We start from the raw sequence: 18,842 nt of genomic DNA on the forward strand, positions 1-18,842 counted from the left end.
CATGCGTTACATCAGTACGCGCGGAAACGCTCCCGCGCTGAATTTTGAAGAAGCGGTGCTGACCGGACTGGCACCCGACGGTGGCCTTTATGTGCCGGAGACACTGCCGCAGTTTTCTCGTGAAGAGATCGCGGCCATGGCCGGGCAGCCCTATGCCGAGATCGCCTTTCGGGTCATGAAGCCCTTTGTCGGCGGCGAGATCGACGATGACACCCTGCGCGGTCTCATCGATGACAGCTACGCGACCTTCAAGCATGACGCCGTGGTGCCGCTCAAACAGCTCTCGCACAACCACTGGCTGATGGAGCTCTTTCACGGGCCGACGCTGGCGTTCAAGGACGTTGCGCTGCAGCTGCTGGGTCGCCTGCTCGATCACTTTCTCAAAAAGCGCGGCGAGAAGGGCGTCATCATGGGGGCGACCTCCGGCGATACCGGCTCGGCCGCCATTGAAGGCTGCCGCCACTGCGACAACCTCGACATCTTTATCCTGCATCCGTATCAGCGCGTCTCTGCCGTGCAGCGTCGCCAGATGACCACGGTGCTGGCCGACAATGTTCATAACATCGCCATCGAAGGCAACTTCGATGATGCCCAGGCCATCGTCAAGACAAGCTTCGCTGACCAGGGCTTTCTCAATGGCACCCGATTGATCGCGGTGAACTCGATCAACTGGGCACGCATCATGGCGCAGATCGTTTATTACTTCGCCTCGGGCGTCGCGCTGGGCGCGCCGCATCGCGAGGTCAGTTTTACGGTGCCATCGGCCAATTTCGGCAATCTGTTTGCCGGCTACACGGCCAGTCGCATGGGGCTGCCGGTCAAGCAGTTCGTCATTGCGACCAATGCCAACGATATTCTGCACCGAACGCTGACCGACAACGACTTCTCCAAACGCGAGCTGGCCGCCACGCTCGCGCCTTCAATGGACATCGTGGTGTCATCGAATTTCGAGCGTTTGCTCTTTGACGCCTATGACCGCGATGGTGACCGGGTTCGCGCACTGCTGGAGTGCTTCCAGCAGGAGCCCACGGCGCTGGCTGATGCGCCGCTGGCAACGCTGCGCGAGAAATTCGGCAGCCACCGCGTGGATGATGACACCATCCTCGAGGTGATTCGCGAGGCCTTTGCGCGTACCGGTGAGCTGCTCGACCCGCACACCGCGACCGGCTATCGCGCGGCTGAAGTGGCGCGCAGCGATGACACGACTCCCATGATCACGCTGGCCACGGCCCACCCGGCCAAGTTCGAGGATGCCGTTGTCAGGGCAGGGTTTGAGGGCGCAGCGCTCCCTGAATCCATGAGTGATCTGATGGACCGTGAGGAGCGCTACGACGTGTTGCCGGCCAATGCCCGGGACGTTCAGCGTTTTGTCGCCGAGCATCGGGTCGCCAGTAGCTGATCAGGCTGTGAGCGTTGTCTACATCACTGCGTGAGGAGAGGACATGCTGAAGGTATGGGGCCGGGCCAACTCGACCAATGTCAAAAAGGTGCTGTGGTGCGCCGATGAGCTTGGGCTTGATATCGAGCGTATCGATGCTGGCGGCGAGTTTGGCATCGTGGATGATCCCGACTATCGTGCGCTCAATCCCAATGGCCTGATCCCCTGCCTGCAGGACGATGAGCTGGTGCTGTGGGAATCCAACGCCATCGTGCGCTACCTGGTGGCAAAGTATGGCGAGGCGCCACTGGCGGCGCATGATCCGGCCCGTCGCGCTGCGGCGGACAAGTGGATGGACTGGGCCACTTCGACTCTGACCGCTCCCTTCAGGGACGTCTTTTTGAATGCCGTAAGGCTGTCGCCGGATCAGCGCGACAGCACTTGCAGGGATCGGGGGGTTGCACAATGTGCGACGCTGCTAACGCGCGTCGACGCCGTGCTGGCTGATCAGCCCTGGCTTTCCGGCGAGGCGCTGGGCATGGGCGATATCCCGCTGGGGTGCATGGCGTATGCCTGGTTCGAGATGCCCATCGAGCGCCCGACGCTGGTTCATCTCGAGCGCTGGTATCAGCGTCTGACCGAACGTGTGTCCTACCAGCGGCAGGTCATGACCTCTTTGACCTGATGGCATAAAGAGAGCGATCCTTCATACAAGGCTGTGCCGGCGTCATGGACGTTGGCGCAGCCTTTCAGTCTCCGGAGCCCCCGTGAATAACGTGCGTCATCCCCTGAAAACGTTACTGGACAAGAGAATCCTGCAGCGCCCCTGTCATGCAGGGCTCTATCAGGAGGCACTTGATGCCGGCCTGACCGAGCTGCAGGCACGGATCCTGGCCGGTCGCCTCAAGGACCCGCGCGCTCCGGTATCGGCGTTGATTGCGCCGGCACTGCGCTATATCGAGCATCCCGGCAAACTGTGTGATGCGACTCGCGGCGCCGAGCGAATTGCCCGCGCCGTCATCGACGGTGAACACATCGGCATCATTACCGACTATGACGTCGACGGCATTACCTCACATGTGGTGATTCTGCGAACGCTGGTCGAGCTGTTTGGTGTCCCGCGCAAGCGGCTTCACAGTCTCATCGGCCATCGCATCAATGATGGCTATGGCATCAGCAGTGCCCTGGTCGACAAGACGCTGGCGCTGTCGCCGCGCCCGTCGCTGATCATCAGTGCCGACTGCGGGTCCAGCGACGAGCCGCGTCTGGCACGTCTGAAGGAAGCCGGTATTGATGTGGTGGTGACCGACCACCACGCCCTGCCCATGGAAGGGCCGCCGGCGTCAGCGTTTGCGGTGGTCAATCCATCGCGCGCCGACTGCGACTACCCCGATGCCACCATCGCCGGCTGCATGGTGTGCTGGCTTTTAATGTCGCTGACCCGCACGCATCTGATCGAGGCCGGCCAGCTGGCAAGTGATACCCCCAAGCTTTCCCCATGGCTTGCCTATGTGGCACTGGGTACGGTGGCCGACTGCGTCTCGCTGGGCGACAGTGCCATCAATCGCGCCGTGGTCACCCTCGGGCTCAAGCTGATCAACCGCATGGAGGCGCCCTGCTGGCGGATGATGGCCGAGCGGCTGGGACCGGACAGCACGCCCTTTGATGCCGAGACACTGGCCTTTCAGATGGGCCCGCGTATCAACGCCCGCTCGCGGCTGGATGATCCCTACGCGGCGCTGCATTTCATGCTGGCCGAGGATGATGCCAGCGCGCGGCGCTATCTCAACGTGCTCGATGATGACAACCAGTCTCGCAAGGCGATCGAAGCCGACATGGCCGAGCAGGCGCGCGGCCTGGCGCATCAGCAGCTGGAGCAGGGCGCGCGCGTGCTGGTGGTCCATCTGGCCGACGGTCATCCGGGCGTGCAGGGCATTGTGGCCTCACGGCTGGTGCAGGCGTTTGGGCGCCCCGCCGTAGTGCTGACTCAGTCGCCGGACCCGGAGATGCTGACCGGCTCCGGCCGTTCGGTAGAAGGTGTTCATCTGCGTGATGCGCTTCAGCGTGCCTGCGAGCTGTCCCCCGAGGCCTTGCCGCGCTTTGGCGGTCACAGCGGGGCGGCCGGGGTGGGCGTCCCTGTCTGTCAGCAGGATGTCTTTCGTCATGCGCTGGCCACGGCCATCGACGAGCAGCTGAACGGGCGAGAGCTCTATCCGCTGATTCTCAGCGACGGTGCGCTGGAATCTCATCAGTTGGCGCTGCCGATTCTCGACGAGCTTGAGGCGCTGGCTCCCTATGGGCGCGAGTTCGAGGCGCCGCTTTTCGAGGGTCGCTTCGTGGTGGATCAGGCGCGTCTGGTCGGTAGTGAAGGCAACCACCTGATGATGACGCTGGACGTCGGCGATCAGATGGTCCGCGCCATCTGGTTTCGTGCGGTCACACCCGGCGAGAATATGCCGGTGGCGGTCGGGGAGGAAATACGCTGCGCCTTTCGTCTGTCGCGCAATCGTTATCGCGGCCGGGAGAGCCTGCAATTGATGATCGAACACGCCACGCCGCAGTTCGAATAACGCACCGCTGCTCGACGCCTGTGCGTGGGCTGCCGATAATATCCCGAGGTGCCACAAGCGCCGTGACCAATGCACTGCCTATCCGGTGGGCACACAACAACAAGGATATTATCGATGGATGTACCTGCCACTCGACATCGCCTGCATGAAGATATCATGGCCATCATGCTGGGCTCGGCCTGTGCCGCTTTAGGTGTAGGGCTTTATGAACATGCCCAGATTCTGATTGGCAGCACTGCCGGCATTGCGCTTTTAATTACCTATATCACCGGCTGGGACTTCGGCCCGGTCTTTTTCGTGGTGAACCTGCCCTTTTACTGGCTCGCCTGGCAGCGGGTCGGCCATCAGTTTGCGCTCAAGACCTTTGCCGCCATTGCCCTGCTGTCATTGATCAGCTGGCAGATGCCGCGCTGGATCACGATCGGCGACGTATCGCCGCTGTTTGCAGCGCTGATGGGCGGGAGTCTGATCGGACTGGGGGCGCTGGCCCTCTTTCGTCATCGCGGCAGTCTGGGCGGTTTCAACATTCTTGCCATGTATCTGCAGGACCGGCGCGGCTGGAGTGCCGGCAAGGTTCAGCTCGCCCTCGACGGTTTGGTCATGATTCTGGCCTTTTTCGTACTGCCGCCGGCCAACGTGATCTATTCCATTGTGGGCGCGGCGGTGCTGGGCGTGATCCTGACCCTCAATCACCGCCCGGGGCGCTATACCGGCACCAGCAGCAATTAAACGCCTGCAGCCACCAGGCACCGGGCCATGACCGCTCAGTAATTGGGCCATAGCCCGGGGGTCACCAGCTCCAGCAGGTGGCCGTCGGGGTCGCGAAAATAAAGACTTTCGCCGCCGGGCGGCCAGTGGGTGCGTCCTTCAATGGTCACCTCATGACGCGCCAGATGTGCCTCCCAGTCGGCAAGGGCATCATCATCGATGGCCAGGGCAATATGCTGGCGGCCGTTGCCGTCGTGGGGGGGTATGGTCCCCATGTCATTGGGCAGATGCACGGTGTCATCGGTTTGCCCCTGCTGAAACAGCAGCAACATGGAATGCCCGGTCGGATAGGCCGTAAAGCGTTCATCGGCCAGGTGCGGGGAGAGCCCCAGTACCGTTTCAAAAAAGGCTCGGGCCCTGGCCATGTCAGCGGTGTAAAGCACGGTTTCGATCACGCCACGAAGGGCGGGTGCCGGCTGTGTCGACATTGATAAACGCTCCCGGGTAGCTATTGGCCTGAAGGACCAGTGTGGGCCAGCGGGCCCACACTGTCATGTGTCCTTGCGACCGCCCCAGAACCACAAGGCGATCAGGGCGATCAGGACAACCCCCAGTGCATTGATCAAAAGGCTCATGATATGGCCTCCGTAGTTTCAAGCGCGGTGTCGCCGCGCGAGGTGTTGACCCGTTCCGGGGTGAAGTGGCGCAGCCGGTTGGCATTGGTGACCACGGTCACCGAGGAGGCCGCCATCGCCAGTGCCGCCACCATGGGGGAAAGCAGGGTGCCGGTCAGTGGATAGAGCACGCCGGCAGCAATCGGAATGCCCAGCGTGTTATAGGCAAAGGCGCCCCACAGGTTCTGCTTGATGTTGCCAATCGTGGCACGGCTTAAATCGATGGCGTCGCTGATGCCGTGCAATGAATCGCGCATCAGGGCCACGCCTGCCGATTCGATGGCCACATCACTGCCGGCGCCCATGGCAAAACCGACATCGGCACCCGCCAGTGCCGGCGCATCGTTGATACCGTCACCGGCCATGCCCACCACATATCCCTCGCGGCGCAGTCGCTCGATATGGGTCTGTTTGTCCTCGGGCAGAAGGCCTGCATGCACCTCATCAATGCCTGCTTTCCGAGCGATCGCCCGCGCCGTGGGTTCGGCATCCCCGGTCAGCATGACCACGCGCAGATGTCGCGCATGCAGCCGTTCGATGGCTTCCTTGGCATCGTGACGCAGCGGGTCCTGCACGGCCAGAAGCGCGACCAGCCGACCCTCAATGGCAAAATACAATACGCTGCGGGCCTGATCTTCCCACGCGCTGACGGTGTCGCTGACCTCATCAAGGGCCACGTGGTGATCACTCATCAGGGCCGCATTGCCCAGCGCCAGCTGCTCACCGTTCGGACCGGTGGCCGTGACGCCGCGTCCGGAAAGGGCCTCAAAGTTTGAGACATTTCCCCCATCCGACGGCTGCTCGCCACAATACGTCAGCACGGCGCTGGCCAGCGGGTGCTCCGAGCCGCGCTCAAGCGCTGCCAGCAGCGCCAGTGCCCGGTCATGGTCTTCATCCTGCCAGACGCTGTCGGTCACGCGCGGCTTGCCCTCGGTCAGCGTTCCGGTCTTGTCGACCACCAGCGCGGTCAGCTCGCCGATACGCTGCAGCGATTCGCCGTGACGAATCAGAATGCCGGCGCTGGCGGCCTGGCCCACGCCGATCATGGTCGAAATCGGAGTGGCCAGCCCCAGGGCGCAGGGGCAGGCAATGATCAGCACCGAGGTGGCGGTGATCAGCATGTGCGTGATGCGCGGCTCGGGGCCAAGGTTGAACCAGATCAGCGCCGTAATGATGGCCGCGATCATCACGGCCGGCACAAAGATGCTGGCGACCCGGTCGGCCAGCCGACTGATGGGCGGACGTGACCCCTGCGCCTGACGCACCTGTTCGATAATGTGTGACAGACTGGTGTCGCTGCCCACCTGGGTGGCGCGCAGCGTGAGGGTGCCTTTGGTATTGAGCGTGCCGGCCGAGATCCGGTCACCGCTTTCTCGTGCGACGGCCTGAGGTTCACCGGTGAGCATCGATTCATCGATATGGCTGCGGCCCTCGACCACCTCGCCGTCCACCGGCACCCGCTCGCCGGGGCGCAGGCGAACAAGGTCGCCGCGCACCACATCCTCGATCGCCACATCGACTTCCTGATTGTCGCGCATCACCCGCGCCGTGCTGGCGCGCAGCGAGACCAGCTGCGATAGTGCCCTTGAGGTGCGCCCGCGCGAGCGGGTCTCAATGGCCTGCCCCAGACTGATCAGGCCGATAATCATCAGCGGTGCTTCGAGATAGAGCGCGCGCGCGGCCTCCGGCACGGCGGCTGGCAACAGCGCGACAAACATCGAGTAGAGCCAGGCGGTGGTGGCCCCGATGGCCACCAGCAGATCCATGTTGGCCATGCGATGGCGCACGGCCTTCAAGGCGGCATCATAAAAGCCGCGTCCGGCGGTCAGCATGACGCCCAGCACACCTACACCAATGGCGACCCAGAACCAGCGCTCGCTGCCTTCCAGCTGCGGGTGATGAAAGAACATTGACAGCATCAGCGCAATGCCGGGCACCAGCGCCAGCCAGGTGTCGCGCAGCTTGCGACGATAGCTCTGCTGTTCCAGCTCACCGCGGCGGGTTTCGCCCTGTTCGATGCTCTCGATGACTTCGGCGCCGTAGCCGGCCCGTTCGACTGCCTGGATCAGATCACCGGACGTGGCGCTGCCGCGCACCCGGGCACTGCGGGTGGCGAAGTTGACCTGAGCCTCATTGACGCCGTCGACGTGATCCAGAGCGTTCTGAATGGTGCGGACACAGCCGGCGCAGGTAATACCGGACAGCTGAAGTTCGATGGCGTCTCTCGAGGCCTTGTCCGATGGCATCGAGGTGTCAGCATCCGCCTGTTCGACAGCGTCTTGCGTATCCGACCTTTTAGAGGCCTCGGGCCTTGGCTCGGTCTCGGGCTGCGGCGTGCTGTCGGCAGGCGTGGCACGATAGCCCGCTTCTTCCACGGCGCTGATGACTTCATCCCGGGTGTTATGCGTGGTGATCGACAGATGCTCGGTATCGAGTTCGATCTGCGCCTGAGGATCAAGCGCTTCCAGTGCGGTACGCGTGCGTTTGATGCAGCCACCGCAGTGCAGACCCTCGAGGGCCAGCGTGTAGTGGTGAGGCTCGCTCTGGACCGGGGTCGCCTGAAAGCCGGCACCTTCGACGGTCTCGATAACCGCTTCAATAGATTGATCGGTGCGGATGACAAGGTGTTCCACATCGATGTCGATATGGGCCTCGGGGTCGAGGGCTTCCAGTGCGGCGCGGGTGCGTTTGACGCAGCCACCGCAGTGCAGGCCGCTCAAAGCGAGACGATGATCATGAGACATGAGGGCTCCTGGCGTCACCTTCGGGCATATCGGTGCGTGGTTCGTTCCAGTGTTCGATCAGCTGACACAGCGTGTGTCCATCGGGGGCGCCATCCGGCATGGAGGACCAGACCTCAAGCGCCTTTTCCATGCGATCGGCCAGCTGCTCCAGTTCGCGAATTCGTGATCTGACTTCAGGCAGACGGGTTTGCAGAAGGTCTCGCACCATGGGGCAGGGCGAGTCACCGTGATCGGTGTGGGCAAAGATCTCGCCGATTTCCTTCAGGCTGAAGCCCAGCGTGCGGGCGCGGTTGATAAAACGCAGTCGCCTGAGCGCTTCGTCATCAAAAAGCTGATAGCCGTTATCGGGATTGCGCTCGGCATGAATCAGTCCCTGATGGACGTAGTGTCGAATGGTTTCGTGGGTCACGTTGCCACGTTCGGCCAGTTCACCGATTTTCATGTCATCGCCTGCCGGTTGCCTGTCATGTGACCAGCATAAAACCCTGGGGTGGCCACAGGGTCAAGGTGGGTGGTTCGTTCGGGTGGCAACAAAAAACCCTCGCCATGGGCGAGGGTCTCGGGTCATGCCAGCGTCCGGTTAGAAGTCATAGCGCACCAGCAGTGCGGTATTGTCATTATTGACACTGCCGCCGCTGGCATTTTTTGAATCATCCTCGGAACGTTCCAGCGCCAGTACCAGATTGTCGTTGGCCAAAAGCCAGGCAACACCGGCGATATAGTTGGCGTTACGCGCATCGGAATTGCGATCTTCCAGCCGGTTGAGACCGGTGTAGAGCTGCACGCTGCCGGGGGTATAACCCCGCAGGTTATACAGGGCGACCAGCTCATAGCCGCGGGCATGTTCCACGGCGCCGGTATCCCCCAGGCCATCGAAGACACTATTTCGTTCAAGGTTACGATAATTGCCGACTGTTGCTGCGAAGTACCAGTCGCCCGGTGTCCAGCGCGCGCCCAGCAGGGTCGCGTTGACGTTCGGATGCCTATTATTGTCATCGTTATAGTCGGTAATACGAGAATGGGTATAGGCAAGCCCCAGTGCTACGGTTTCACTGGGCTGCCAGTTCAGCGCGACCTGACCGGTATAGTCACGATCCACGCCGCCCCGTCGCTGCTCGGTTCCGGTGATGACCTCCTGACCGCCAATGGTGGTGGAGATTGGAACGTTATCGCTGCTGCTTTCACCGCGTCCGGCCTGATAGAGCGCGCCAAACGACCAGTCGCCCCAGCTGTTCTGGTAGGAGATGGCGCGGTCAGGGCGGCCATTGCCTTCAAAGCCGCCATCGCCGTTGCGCCCTGAAAAGGAGCCCTGAGCGGCAGCACCGTTGATCCAGAACCAGTCTGTCCAGACGCCGACCATGTCATACCAGAGCGAGTACTGCTTGCCGATTAAAATGGTGCCGTATTCGCTGTTGCTGAGACCTGCGTACTGCAGCCGCTTGTAATGTTCATCGTTGCCGGTTTCAAACCAGGGGTCGAAGGCCCATTCGGTACGCACAATCGATGACCAACCGCCGGCAAAGTTGTGTTCATGGATCAGGCGTACACGTGAGCCAAAGTTGGTCGGGTCATGGTCATCGTGAACGTTGTCGACCCAGGTACTGCCGGCAGCCAGCCGGCCGCTGAACTGCAGCCGATCATCGGGAGATTCATACAGGATAACGGCCGAGGCCTGTTGAGCAAAGAACAGGGACGACAGGCAAAGGGAGAGCGTAATGCCCTTTTTATTGAAAGACATGAGAGAAGGCTCCGCGTTTATTGGTTGTTATCGAGCTGCTGCATACCGTTGATGAATTCGGCCTCGGAAATCTGACGATCCCGGTCTTCATCCAGTGTGGTAAAAAGCCCCTGCAGCCCGGCGGCGCTGGCTTCTGTTGGGTCGATGACACCGTCACCGTCGCTGTCTGCCTCATGAAAGCGGCTGACAAGCTCAGGCGGTGCTCCATTCTCAAGGGTGGCATTATCAAAGCCGCCCGGACCGAACAGCGGGCCGGTACAGCCGGCAAGCGTCAGCAATGCAGCGCCGAGCAGGCCACCTCGTAAAGCGTTGTTGTAGTTGTGCATGGTGTTATCCCTTGTTGTTGCACGTTTGGGGGCGCAGGGCCCATCAATGAGGCAATGGCCTCCCGTGACGCCCTGAAAAAGGCGTCATGGACAGGCGGGCAGCAAGGGCCCGCCATGTTCTTTTAAAGGTTGTTCCCTGAAGTTTCAGGCGGCAGTGTCGAGAAACGCTGCTTTCAAAAGTGCTTTTGTGTAGGCCTCTTGCGGCGCCCGGAAGATGCTCTCCGCCGAGCCCTGCTCGACGACCTGACCTTCCTTCATGACCAGTACGGTGTCGGACAGCGCGCGGACCACGGCCAGGTCATGGCTGATGAACACATAGGTCAGGTTGTATTTCTGCTGCAGGTGACGCAAAAGTTCGATGACCGTCATCTGTACCGAGCGGTCCAGTGCCGAGGTAGGCTCATCGAGCAGCAGGAAGTCGGGCTTGAGCACCAGCGCCCGGGCGATGGCAATGCGCTGGCGCTGACCGCCGGAGAATTCATGCGGATAGCGCTTGCGCATCGCCGGGTCCAGCGCCACTTCTTCCAGTGATTCAATGACCCGCGCTTCACGCTCGCGTCGGTCGAGTTCCGGGAAGTGGACCTTGAGCCCTTCGCTGATGATTTCACCGACGGTCAGACGCGGCGACAGCGAGCCAAAGGGGTCCTGAAAAACCACCTGCATGCGTGAGCGCAGCGGCCGCATACGCGACTTGTCAAAATCCGTGATGTCCGTGTCTTCAAAGCGCAGTTGCCCCTGGCTTTTCAGCAGCCTCAGCAGCGCCCGCCCCAGCGTTGACTTGCCCGAGCCCGACTCGCCGACAATGCCCACCGTCTGGCCGCGTCGAACGGTCAGGTCGATGCCGCGTACCGCTTCGAAATAGTCGCTTTTGCCGAACAGGCGCTTTTTGGTGGTAAAGCGTACCCGAACGTCCTGACCGCTGAGCAGTACCGGCGCATCCTCTGCCACTGCTGCCTTGCTGCCGCGGGGTTCGGCGTCCAGCAGCATGCGGGTGTAGTCGTGTTGCGGGTCATTGAAGACCTTCGCGGTCTCGCCGGACTCGACCAGCTCGCCGTAGCGCATCACACAGACCCGTTCGGCAAAGCGGCGGACCAGACTCAGATCATGGGTGATGAACAGGATCGCCATGCCATAGCGCTTTTGCAGATTCCGAAGCAGGTCAAGAATCTGTGCCTGCACGGTGACATCGAGTGCCGTGGTGGGCTCGTCGGCGATCAGCAGGCGCGGCTCGCAGGCCAGCGCCATGGCGATCATGACCCGCTGGCGCTGGCCGCCGGAGAGCTCATGCGGATAGCTTGAAATGCGCCGCTCGGGTTCGGGGATACCGACCTGATCCAGCAGTTCCAGCACTCGCGTTCGTGCCTGGCTGCCGGAGACGCCGCGGTGGCGATGAAGGACTTCGGCGATCTGGCGCCCGATGCGGTGCAGCGGGTTGAGCGAGGTCATCGGTTCCTGAAAGATCATCGAGAACTCGTTGCCTCGCAGCCGTCGCATCCGCGAGGCGCTGACCTGTGTCAGATCTTCGCCATCCAGACGAATGGCGCCGGAAATTTTGGCCATCTCCGGCAGCAGACGCATCAGGGCGGTAGAAGTCACCGACTTGCCGGAGCCGGACTCGCCCACCAGCGCGACGGTCTCGCCCTGATCGATGTGGAAGCTGACGCCCTTGACGGCGGAGACAGTACCGGTGGGCAGTTCAAAGTCCACCTTCAGATTGTCGATCTCAAGCAGGGGTGTCGACATGGAGGACTCCTTAACGGGTACGCGGGTCGAGGGCATCACGCAGCCCGTCGCCCAGGAAGTTGAGACAGAAAAGCGTCACGGCCAGGAAGGTCGCCGGTACGATCAGCATCCAGGGCGCGCCCTGCATGTTGGAGGTCCCTTCACTGATCAATACCCCCCAGCTGGTCAGCGGTTCCTGTACGCCCAGGCCCAGAAAGGACAGAAAACTTTCCAGCAGAATCACCTTGGGCACCGTCAGCGTCACATAGATGATGACCGGGCCAATCGAGTTGGGAATCAGATGGCGGGTGACGATCTTTGAATCCCGAACGCCCAGAGCATGGGCGGCCTCGATGAATTCGCGTCGCTTGAGCGACAGCGTCTGGCCGCGCACGATGCGCGCCATGTCGAGCCACTCCACCGCGCCAATGGCGGCGTAGATCAAAAAGATGTTACGGCCGAAAACCACCATCAACAGGATGACCAGAAACATGAAGGGCAGGGAGTACATAATGTCGACAAAGCGCATCATGAGATTGTCGGTGCGCCCGCCGACATAGCCGGAAATCGCGCCATAAAGCACGCCAATGACCAGACTCACCAGTGTGGCCACCAGCGCCACGGACAGCGAGACGCGCCCGCCATAAAGCGTGCGGGTCAGAAGGTCACGGCCGTTGGCATCGGTGCCCAGCCAGTGCTGGCCTTCCAGGGTCGGTGCCACGCCGAAAGCGTTCCAGTCCACTTCGGCCAGATCCCAGGGCATAAACCAGGGGCCGGCGATACAGATCACTGCCATCAGCGCCAGCAGCACAAGGCTTGCCATGGCAGCACGGTTATGACGCAGGCGACGCCAGGCCTCGCGGGCGAGGCTCTCGCCGGGCTGGGCGACCGGCGCCTGGGGCGGGTTGGGGCCACCGCCGCCCTGAAGGTGGTCGGCGGCGTCCCTGCCTGTGCCGGACGCGGCGTGGGTGTCATGAGCACCGCTGGATGAAGTCATGATGCGCTCCGGTCAGTCGTCATAGCGAATTTGGGGATCGAACAGCGAATAGAGCAGATCGACAATCAGGTTCATCAACACGATCAGGATGCCGTAGAACACCACCGTGCCCATCACCAGCGTGTAGTCGCGGTTGAGCGCACCCTGCACGAAGTAGCGCCCGATGCCCGGCAGGCCGAAGATCTGCTCGATCACCACCGAGCCGGTGATGATGCCGGCGATGGCCGGCCCCAGATAGGAAAGGACCGGCAGCATGGCCGGGCGCAGGGCGTGGCGCCAGATCACCTGGCGCTCGTTGAGCCCCTTGGCCCGCGCGGTACGGATGAAATGACTGCCCAGCACCTCGATCATCGAGGCGCGCATCATGCGGGCGATATAGGCAATCTGCTGGATGGCCAGTGCCACCACCGGCAGCACCAGGTTGGGCAGGGCACCGCCGTTCCAGCCGCCTACCGGCAGCCAGCCCAGAATGACGCCGAAAAAGAGCGCCATCAGTGGCGCGATCACGAAGTTGGGCACCGCAATGCCGCCCAGGGCGGTCCCCATCAGCAGATAATCCACGGTCGAGTTGCGCCTGAGGGCCGCCATCACCCCCATGGGGATGCCCAGCAGCAGCGCCAGCACAATCGCCAGCCCCCCGAGCTCCAGGCTGACCGGAAAGCCCTGGGCGATCAGGTCGGTGACCGAGAAGTCCTTGTACTTGAACGACGGCCCGAAATCGCCCTGCACCAGGTTGCCCATGTAGCGCAGATACTGCATGGGCAGCGGCTCATCCAGGTGATAGGCCGCCATCAGGTTGGCCTCGATCTCCGGTGGGAGCTGGCGCTCTCCATCAAAGGGGCCACCCGGGGCGACCCGCATCAAAAAAAACGAGGCCGTGATCACGATCAAAAGCGTGGGAATGGCCATGGCCAGACGCTTGGCGATATAGCTCAGCATGCCGGTCTACCTCGGCGCATGGGGGACGTTGAAAGCACGGGTTACTCCTCGATGCTGATGTAGCGCAGGGGGTGCACGTCCATGGGGGAAGGCTCCCAGCCATGGACGCGCTCTGACACCAGCGCGGTGGTGATGTAATCGTAAAGCGGCAGCAGAGCGTAGTCATCGAGCAGGCGCTGCTGGGCGCGGGTCAGAAGCTCGGCGCGCTCGCCCGTATCGATGGTCTCGCTGCTTTGCTCGACCAGCTGGTCATAGGTCTCGTCGTGATAGCCGCTGCTTCGGGCGGCACTTCCGCCGGTGGTATAGCTGCCCAGAAAGTCATATGGGTCGTTGATGGTCGCTACCATGCCATAGCGGGCCAGCTGAAAATCACCTTCGCGTATGGCGGCGTAGTGGCTGGCGGCCTCGGCGTTGACCAGCGAGACCTCAACGCCAAGCGGCTTCCACATGGCGGCCAGTGCAACGGCAATCTTTTTATGATCTTCCAGGGTGTTGTAGCGCAGCGTCAGCTTCACGGGGTTATTCGGCCCGAACCCTGCCGCCTTCATCAGCTCATGGGCGCGCGCCATGCGCTTGTCCATCGACAGCTGCGCCATGGGCATCTCGCCTTTGGTGCCGCCCTCGGTTACCCGGGGCACCAGCCAGTACGATGGCGTCTGTCCCATGCCCAACAGCTGGTCGGTAATCACCTCGCGCCGCGTGGCCAGATTCAGCGCTTCTCGCACTCGAATATCGCCAAGCGGGCTGTCAGGTTTCAGGTTGAACATGTAGAAATATTCCCCCACCAGCGGGCTGACCCGCAGGGCATCACCCAGCTCCTGACGCAGTTGCTGGAACCGGCCGCCGGGTACGCTGGTGTAGCTGATATCCAGTGCGCCGGTGCGAAAGCGATTCAGGGCCGCGGTGGCCTCTTCCAGCGGATAGAGAATGACCTCATCCAGCGACACCTTGTCGGCGTCGTAATAACGCTCGTTTTTATCCAGTGTGATGTGATCCTGCGGTGACCACTCGCTCAGCTTGAAGGGGCCGCTGACGACCGTATTGCCGGGTACGATCCAGCGCTCGCTTTCCTTTAAGACATGTTCAGGCAGCGGGGCGGCTTCCGGCATGGCGATGGCCTGTAAAAACCAGGCGGTGGGGCGCTCAAGCCGGATTTCCAGATGATGGTCATCAAGAGCGTGCACGCCCAGTGTTTCCGGGGCGGCTTCACCGGCATTGATCGCACGGGCATTCTTGATCGGGTAGTAGAGGTTGGCGTTATGGGCGGCAAGCTCCGGTTTTAAAAGGCGGCGCAGGCTGAAGACGGCATCGCCGGCCGTCAAGGGCTGGCCGTCGGACCACTGAGCATCGTCACGCAGTTCAAGGGTCCAGGTCAGGCCGTCATCGCTGAGCTGCCAGTGACTGGCCAGCCCCGGCACCAGGTCACCCTTCGCGTCCTGACTGACCAGCGTCTCAAAAAGCTCGCGCACGATGCGCGTCTCCCAGGTACCGCTGGTTTTTTGCGGGTCGAGCGTGCCGGGCTCGGCGCTGTTATCAATGCGCAGTGTGGCCGCCATGCCGAGTGGCGCGATGGCGAGCAGGCAGGCCGTGAGCGCGGCGCGTTTGAAAAAGGGGCGATAAGCGCCCATCGGACGCGGGGGTCGTGTTGTGTCGGTCATTGTTGTTGTCCGGTGTTGTCATCATGGCGTGCGGTCGTGATGACCCGCGCGATGTCACGGTTTATTGGTCGAGGCTGATCCAGCGAGACAGGTGGCGATTAATGGCGTTGTCTTCCCAGCCGGTCATGTCCGGGTTGACCAGGTTGCGGGCAGCATCGGCGTAAATGGGCGCCATGGCATAGTCCCCCAGCGCATGGTGTTCGGCCTGCTCCAGCAACTGCTGGCGCTTGTTCTGGTCGGGCTGCGCGGAGGCCTGTGTCAACAGATGATCGAATTCGGTGCTGTGATAGCCGCCATAGTTCTTGACGTTGCCGGAGGCGAGAATGCCCAGGAAATTGCTGGCATCATCGAAATCAGCCACCCAGCTGGCACGGGCAATATCAAAGTCGCCGCGGGCGATCTCGGCGTAGTGCACGTTGGCCTCGGCGTTGACCATTTCGATGTCGATGCCCAGCGGTTTCCACATGGCGGCTGCGGCCACGGCAATGCGGCGGTGGTCATCGCGGGAATTGAAGCGCAGTCGCAGATGGAGCGGGTGGTCGGGGCCGTAGCCTGCGTCCTTTAAAAGCGTTTTGGCCTTTTTGAGTCGCGCATCGATAGGCGCTTCCATGCCCGGCATGGTCTGAACGTCATAGTGCGCAGTGCCGGCGGGGACCAGTGAACTGGTCGGATTGGCGGCGCCCTGCAACACCTTCTGTGTGATGATGTCGCGCCGCAGTGCCAGGTTGAGCGCTTCACGCACGCGCACGTCGCTGGTCGGATGGCCGTCGCGATTGTTGAGCGCGTAGTAATAGGTGGAGAGCTGATTGTGCAGATGGACCGAGCTGCTCAGATTCTCCTTGAGCCACTGATAACGGCTTGCGTCGAAGTCACGCATCACGTCCAGGTCACCACTGCGAAAGCGCGACAGGCCGGTGTTGAGATCCTCGACCAGGTAGTAGTTGACGCCATCCAGCGTGACGCTTGCGGCATCATGGAACTGCGGGTTTTTCACCGCTTCAATATGGTCATGCGAGACCCAGCGGCTGGGCATGAAGGCGCCATTGGTGGCGATGTGCGAAAGCTGCGTCCAGTCGTTACCGTACTGGCGCACCAGATGCGCAGGCACCGGGGCGGCAATGATGTGCGCCATCAGGGTCGGCAGGTAGGCCGTGGGCTGATCAAGGCTCACTTCGAGCTGATGATCGTTCACGGCGCGGGCGCCCAATGAGGCCACCTCGGCGTCACCGCGGTTAATGGCCGACGCATTTTTGATTGGATAGAGCAGGTTGGCGTAGACCGAAGCGATGGCCGGGTCGAGTGCGCGCTGAAAGGCGAGCACGAAATCCTCGGCGGTCACCGACTCGCCGTCTGACCAGCGAGCGTCGTCGCGCAGAGTGAAGGTCCAGGTCAGACCGTCATCGGAGACCGACCAGCTTTTGGCCACGCCCGGCTGGTAATCGCCGTCGGGGGCGAGCGTCACCAGACCCTCAAACAGATCACCCAGCACATCGTTGTCATAGACAGCGCCGGTCACGCGCGCAGCGTCCAGCGAGGCCGGCTCGCCATAGATACCGATATCCAGCGTGGCGGCCTGGGCTGACAGGGGAGTGGCCAGCAGCGGGCAGGCCAGCAACAGGGCAGCGCCAAGGCTTTTGGAAAGACACCTGGTCATGATGGAAGATTCCCGAGTAACGTCAAAAAGTGGGCGGCATTACCAGAATGCCGCCACCGTTCAGTTATTTGCTGAAGCTGACCCAGCGAGAGGGGTGGTCATCCTGCACGTTGTCTTCCCAGCCCTGAAGCTTTGGGTTGACCAGGTTGCGGGTGACATAGGTCAGCAGCGGTATCAGCGCATAGTCACTAAGGGCGACCTGCTCGGCCTGCTGCATCAGCGCCTCACGCTTGTCTTCATCCAGCGTTACGTTGGCCTGGTCGAGCAGTTTGTCGTACTCGGGATTGGAATAGGCGCCGTAGTTGTTGCCTACCCCGGTATGCAAAAGGGTCAGGAAGTTTTCGGCGTCATCATAGTCGGCAATCCAACCGGCGCGTGCCACATCGAAATCGCCATTGGCAATGGCCTGGTAGTGGACCGTGGCCTCGGAGTTGATCATCTGAACGTTAACGCCCAGCGGCTTCCACATGGCGGCCAGAGCGACAGCGATTTTTTTATGCTCATCGCTTGAGTTATAACGAAGGCGTAGATTGAGCGGCTTGTCCGGTCCGTAGCCGGCCTCCTGCATCAGCTTTTTGGCCTCGGCCAGGCGGGCATTCATGTCCTCACCGTCGAGCGTCATGTGCTGCGTCTCGTAGTGATTGATACCCGGCGGCACCAGCGCGTAGGCCGGCAGGAAGGTGTTGGCCATGATCTGCTTGGACAGCACCTCGCGTCTTACCGCCAGGTTGAGTGCTTCGCGTACGCGGATATCGGTGGTCGGATGGCCGTCACGATGGTTGAGCACGTAGTAATAGGTGCCCAGGTAGGGGCTCATGTGGGTGGCCTCCGGCAGGTTTTCCTTGAGCCACTGATAGCGATCCGAGTCGTATTCACGCATCACATCGAGTTCACCGGCCCGAAAGCGCGAGATGCCGGCGTTGCGATCCTCGGTGGGATAGTAATTGATGGTGTCGATCGCCACGTTGGCGGCATCGTGAAACTCGGGGTTTTTCTCGGCCGTGATGTGGTCGTGCGAGACCCAGCTTGTCGGCTTGTAAGCGCCGTTGGTCTGGATATGATCCATCTGCGTCCACTGCTTGCCGTACTGGTCAAACACGTGTTTCGGCACCGGATAGGCCGTGTAATGGGTCAGAATGCCGAGAAAATAGGGTGCCGGTTCCTTGAGCGTGACGCGAAAGGTCTTGCCGTCATCAAGTGATTCCACGCCAAGCTTGTCCGCCGGCATCTTGCCGGTGTTGACTGCCTCGGCGTTTTTGACCGGATAAAGCATGTAGGCGTACTTGGAGGCGCTGGCGGGGTCGAGCATATGCTGCCAGCCAAAGACGAAGTCCTCTGCCGTCACCGGCTTTCCGTCTGACCATTTCGCGTCATCACGCAGATGGAAGGTGTAGGTCTTGCCGTCCTCGCTGGCTTCCCAGGATTTGGCCACGCCCGGAATGCGTTGTCCTTCGGGACCCTCGGTGATCAAACCTTCAAAGAAGTCCATTAAGACATCACCTTCCCATACCCCACCACTGACCTGGGAGGTGTCCAGCGAGGCGGGCTCGCCCGTGATGCCGATATTAAGAGTCTGGGCGTAAAGCGGGGAAGCAAACAGGGCGGATGACAGCGCAAGCGCGCCCATCAGGGGACGGATCGAGGACATGAAAGTTCCTGAAGGTACTGGCATTGTTGTTATCGCTATCGCAGTCCGGGATAGCGGCGCGAGCTTTGGTATCGCTTATGACGATT

At 61.6% G+C, this 18,842-nt stretch carries 15 protein-coding genes; 4 read left to right on the plus strand and 11 right to left on the minus strand.

The annotated features are described in order from the left end of the window. The first annotated feature begins 1 nt into the window (after position 1). The 4 genes from thrC (at position 2) to KSP9073_RS10600 (ending at position 4,677) form a co-directional block, all read left to right on the plus strand. Positions 2 to 1,399 carry a threonine synthase gene (gene thrC / locus KSP9073_RS10585; RefSeq protein ID WP_108842946.1) on the plus strand — a complete coding sequence of 466 codons (1,398 nt, stop codon included), beginning with the start codon at positions 2 to 4 and terminating at the stop codon, positions 1,397 to 1,399. Between the two features lie 43 nt (positions 1,400 to 1,442). Continuing rightward, entirely contained in the window at positions 1,443 to 2,063 is a 621-nt protein-coding gene (locus tag KSP9073_RS10590) for a glutathione S-transferase family protein (protein WP_108842947.1), read from the plus strand. An 82-nt stretch (positions 2,064 to 2,145) separates the two neighbouring features. Further along, positions 2,146 to 3,948 (plus strand): single-stranded-DNA-specific exonuclease RecJ, encoded by a 1,803-nt coding sequence (locus KSP9073_RS10595; protein ID WP_243409196.1) that lies wholly within the window; start codon positions 2,146 to 2,148, stop codon positions 3,946 to 3,948. A 114-nt stretch (positions 3,949 to 4,062) separates the two neighbouring features. Then, entirely contained in the window at positions 4,063 to 4,677 is a 615-nt protein-coding gene (locus KSP9073_RS10600; RefSeq protein WP_207771461.1) for a YitT family protein, read from the plus strand. Between the two features lie 35 nt (positions 4,678 to 4,712). Here the strand turns inward: KSP9073_RS10600 and KSP9073_RS10605 are convergent, their stop codons facing one another. From KSP9073_RS10605 to KSP9073_RS10655, 11 genes are all read right to left on the minus strand, one after another. After that, positions 4,713 to 5,144: a VOC family protein gene (locus KSP9073_RS10605; protein WP_108842948.1), complete on the minus strand. Its 432-nt coding sequence runs from the start codon at positions 5,142 to 5,144 to the stop codon at positions 4,713 to 4,715. 143 nt (positions 5,145 to 5,287) lie between these two features. Then, positions 5,288 to 8,074, minus strand: a complete 2,787-nt coding sequence (locus KSP9073_RS10610) for a heavy metal translocating P-type ATPase (RefSeq protein ID WP_108842949.1) — start codon at positions 8,072 to 8,074, stop codon at positions 5,288 to 5,290. Then, positions 8,064 to 8,516, minus strand: a complete 453-nt coding sequence (locus KSP9073_RS10615) for a MerR family transcriptional regulator (RefSeq protein WP_108842950.1) — start codon at positions 8,514 to 8,516, stop codon at positions 8,064 to 8,066. Before KSP9073_RS10615 ends, KSP9073_RS10610 begins: the two co-directional genes overlap by 11 nt. A 138-nt stretch (positions 8,517 to 8,654) precedes the next feature. Then, on the minus strand, positions 8,655 to 9,812 hold the full coding sequence (locus KSP9073_RS10620) for a porin (RefSeq protein ID WP_108842951.1): 1,158 nt from the start codon (positions 9,810 to 9,812) through the stop codon (positions 8,655 to 8,657). A 17-nt stretch (positions 9,813 to 9,829) separates the two neighbouring features. Continuing rightward, positions 9,830 to 10,138 (minus strand): EF-hand domain-containing protein, encoded by a 309-nt coding sequence (locus KSP9073_RS10625; protein WP_108842952.1) that lies wholly within the window; start codon positions 10,136 to 10,138, stop codon positions 9,830 to 9,832. 144 nt (positions 10,139 to 10,282) lie between these two features. After that, on the minus strand, positions 10,283 to 11,881 hold the full coding sequence (locus tag KSP9073_RS10630) for an ABC transporter ATP-binding protein (RefSeq protein WP_108842953.1): 1,599 nt from the start codon (positions 11,879 to 11,881) through the stop codon (positions 10,283 to 10,285). Positions 11,882 to 11,891: 10 nt separating this feature from the next. Then, entirely contained in the window at positions 11,892 to 12,857 is a 966-nt protein-coding gene (locus tag KSP9073_RS10635; RefSeq protein WP_243409197.1) for an ABC transporter permease, read from the minus strand. 12 nt (positions 12,858 to 12,869) lie between these two features. Continuing rightward, positions 12,870 to 13,796 carry an oligopeptide ABC transporter permease OppB gene (gene oppB / locus KSP9073_RS10640; RefSeq protein ID WP_108842954.1) on the minus strand — a complete coding sequence of 309 codons (927 nt, stop codon included), beginning with the start codon at positions 13,794 to 13,796 and terminating at the stop codon, positions 12,870 to 12,872. A gap of 41 nt (positions 13,797 to 13,837) precedes the next feature. Then, a complete protein-coding gene (locus tag KSP9073_RS10645; RefSeq protein ID WP_243409198.1) occupies positions 13,838 to 15,454 on the minus strand; it encodes a peptide ABC transporter substrate-binding protein in 1,617 nt (538 codons plus the stop codon). A gap of 61 nt (positions 15,455 to 15,515) precedes the next feature. Further along, positions 15,516 to 17,108: a peptide ABC transporter substrate-binding protein gene (locus KSP9073_RS10650; protein ID WP_108842956.1), complete on the minus strand. Its 1,593-nt coding sequence runs from the start codon at positions 17,106 to 17,108 to the stop codon at positions 15,516 to 15,518. Positions 17,109 to 17,172: 64 nt separating this feature from the next. Further along, the gene (locus KSP9073_RS10655) at positions 17,173 to 18,756 is read right to left on the minus strand and encodes a peptide ABC transporter substrate-binding protein (RefSeq protein ID WP_108842957.1); all 1,584 of its coding nucleotides are present in this window, start codon (positions 18,754 to 18,756) and stop codon (positions 17,173 to 17,175) included. Between the last annotated feature and the right edge of the window lie 86 nt (positions 18,757 to 18,842).

Origin of the sequence: Kushneria phyllosphaerae, assembly GCF_900312995.1 — a bacterium.
Classification (GTDB): Bacteria; Pseudomonadota; Gammaproteobacteria; order Pseudomonadales; family Halomonadaceae; genus Kushneria; species Kushneria phyllosphaerae.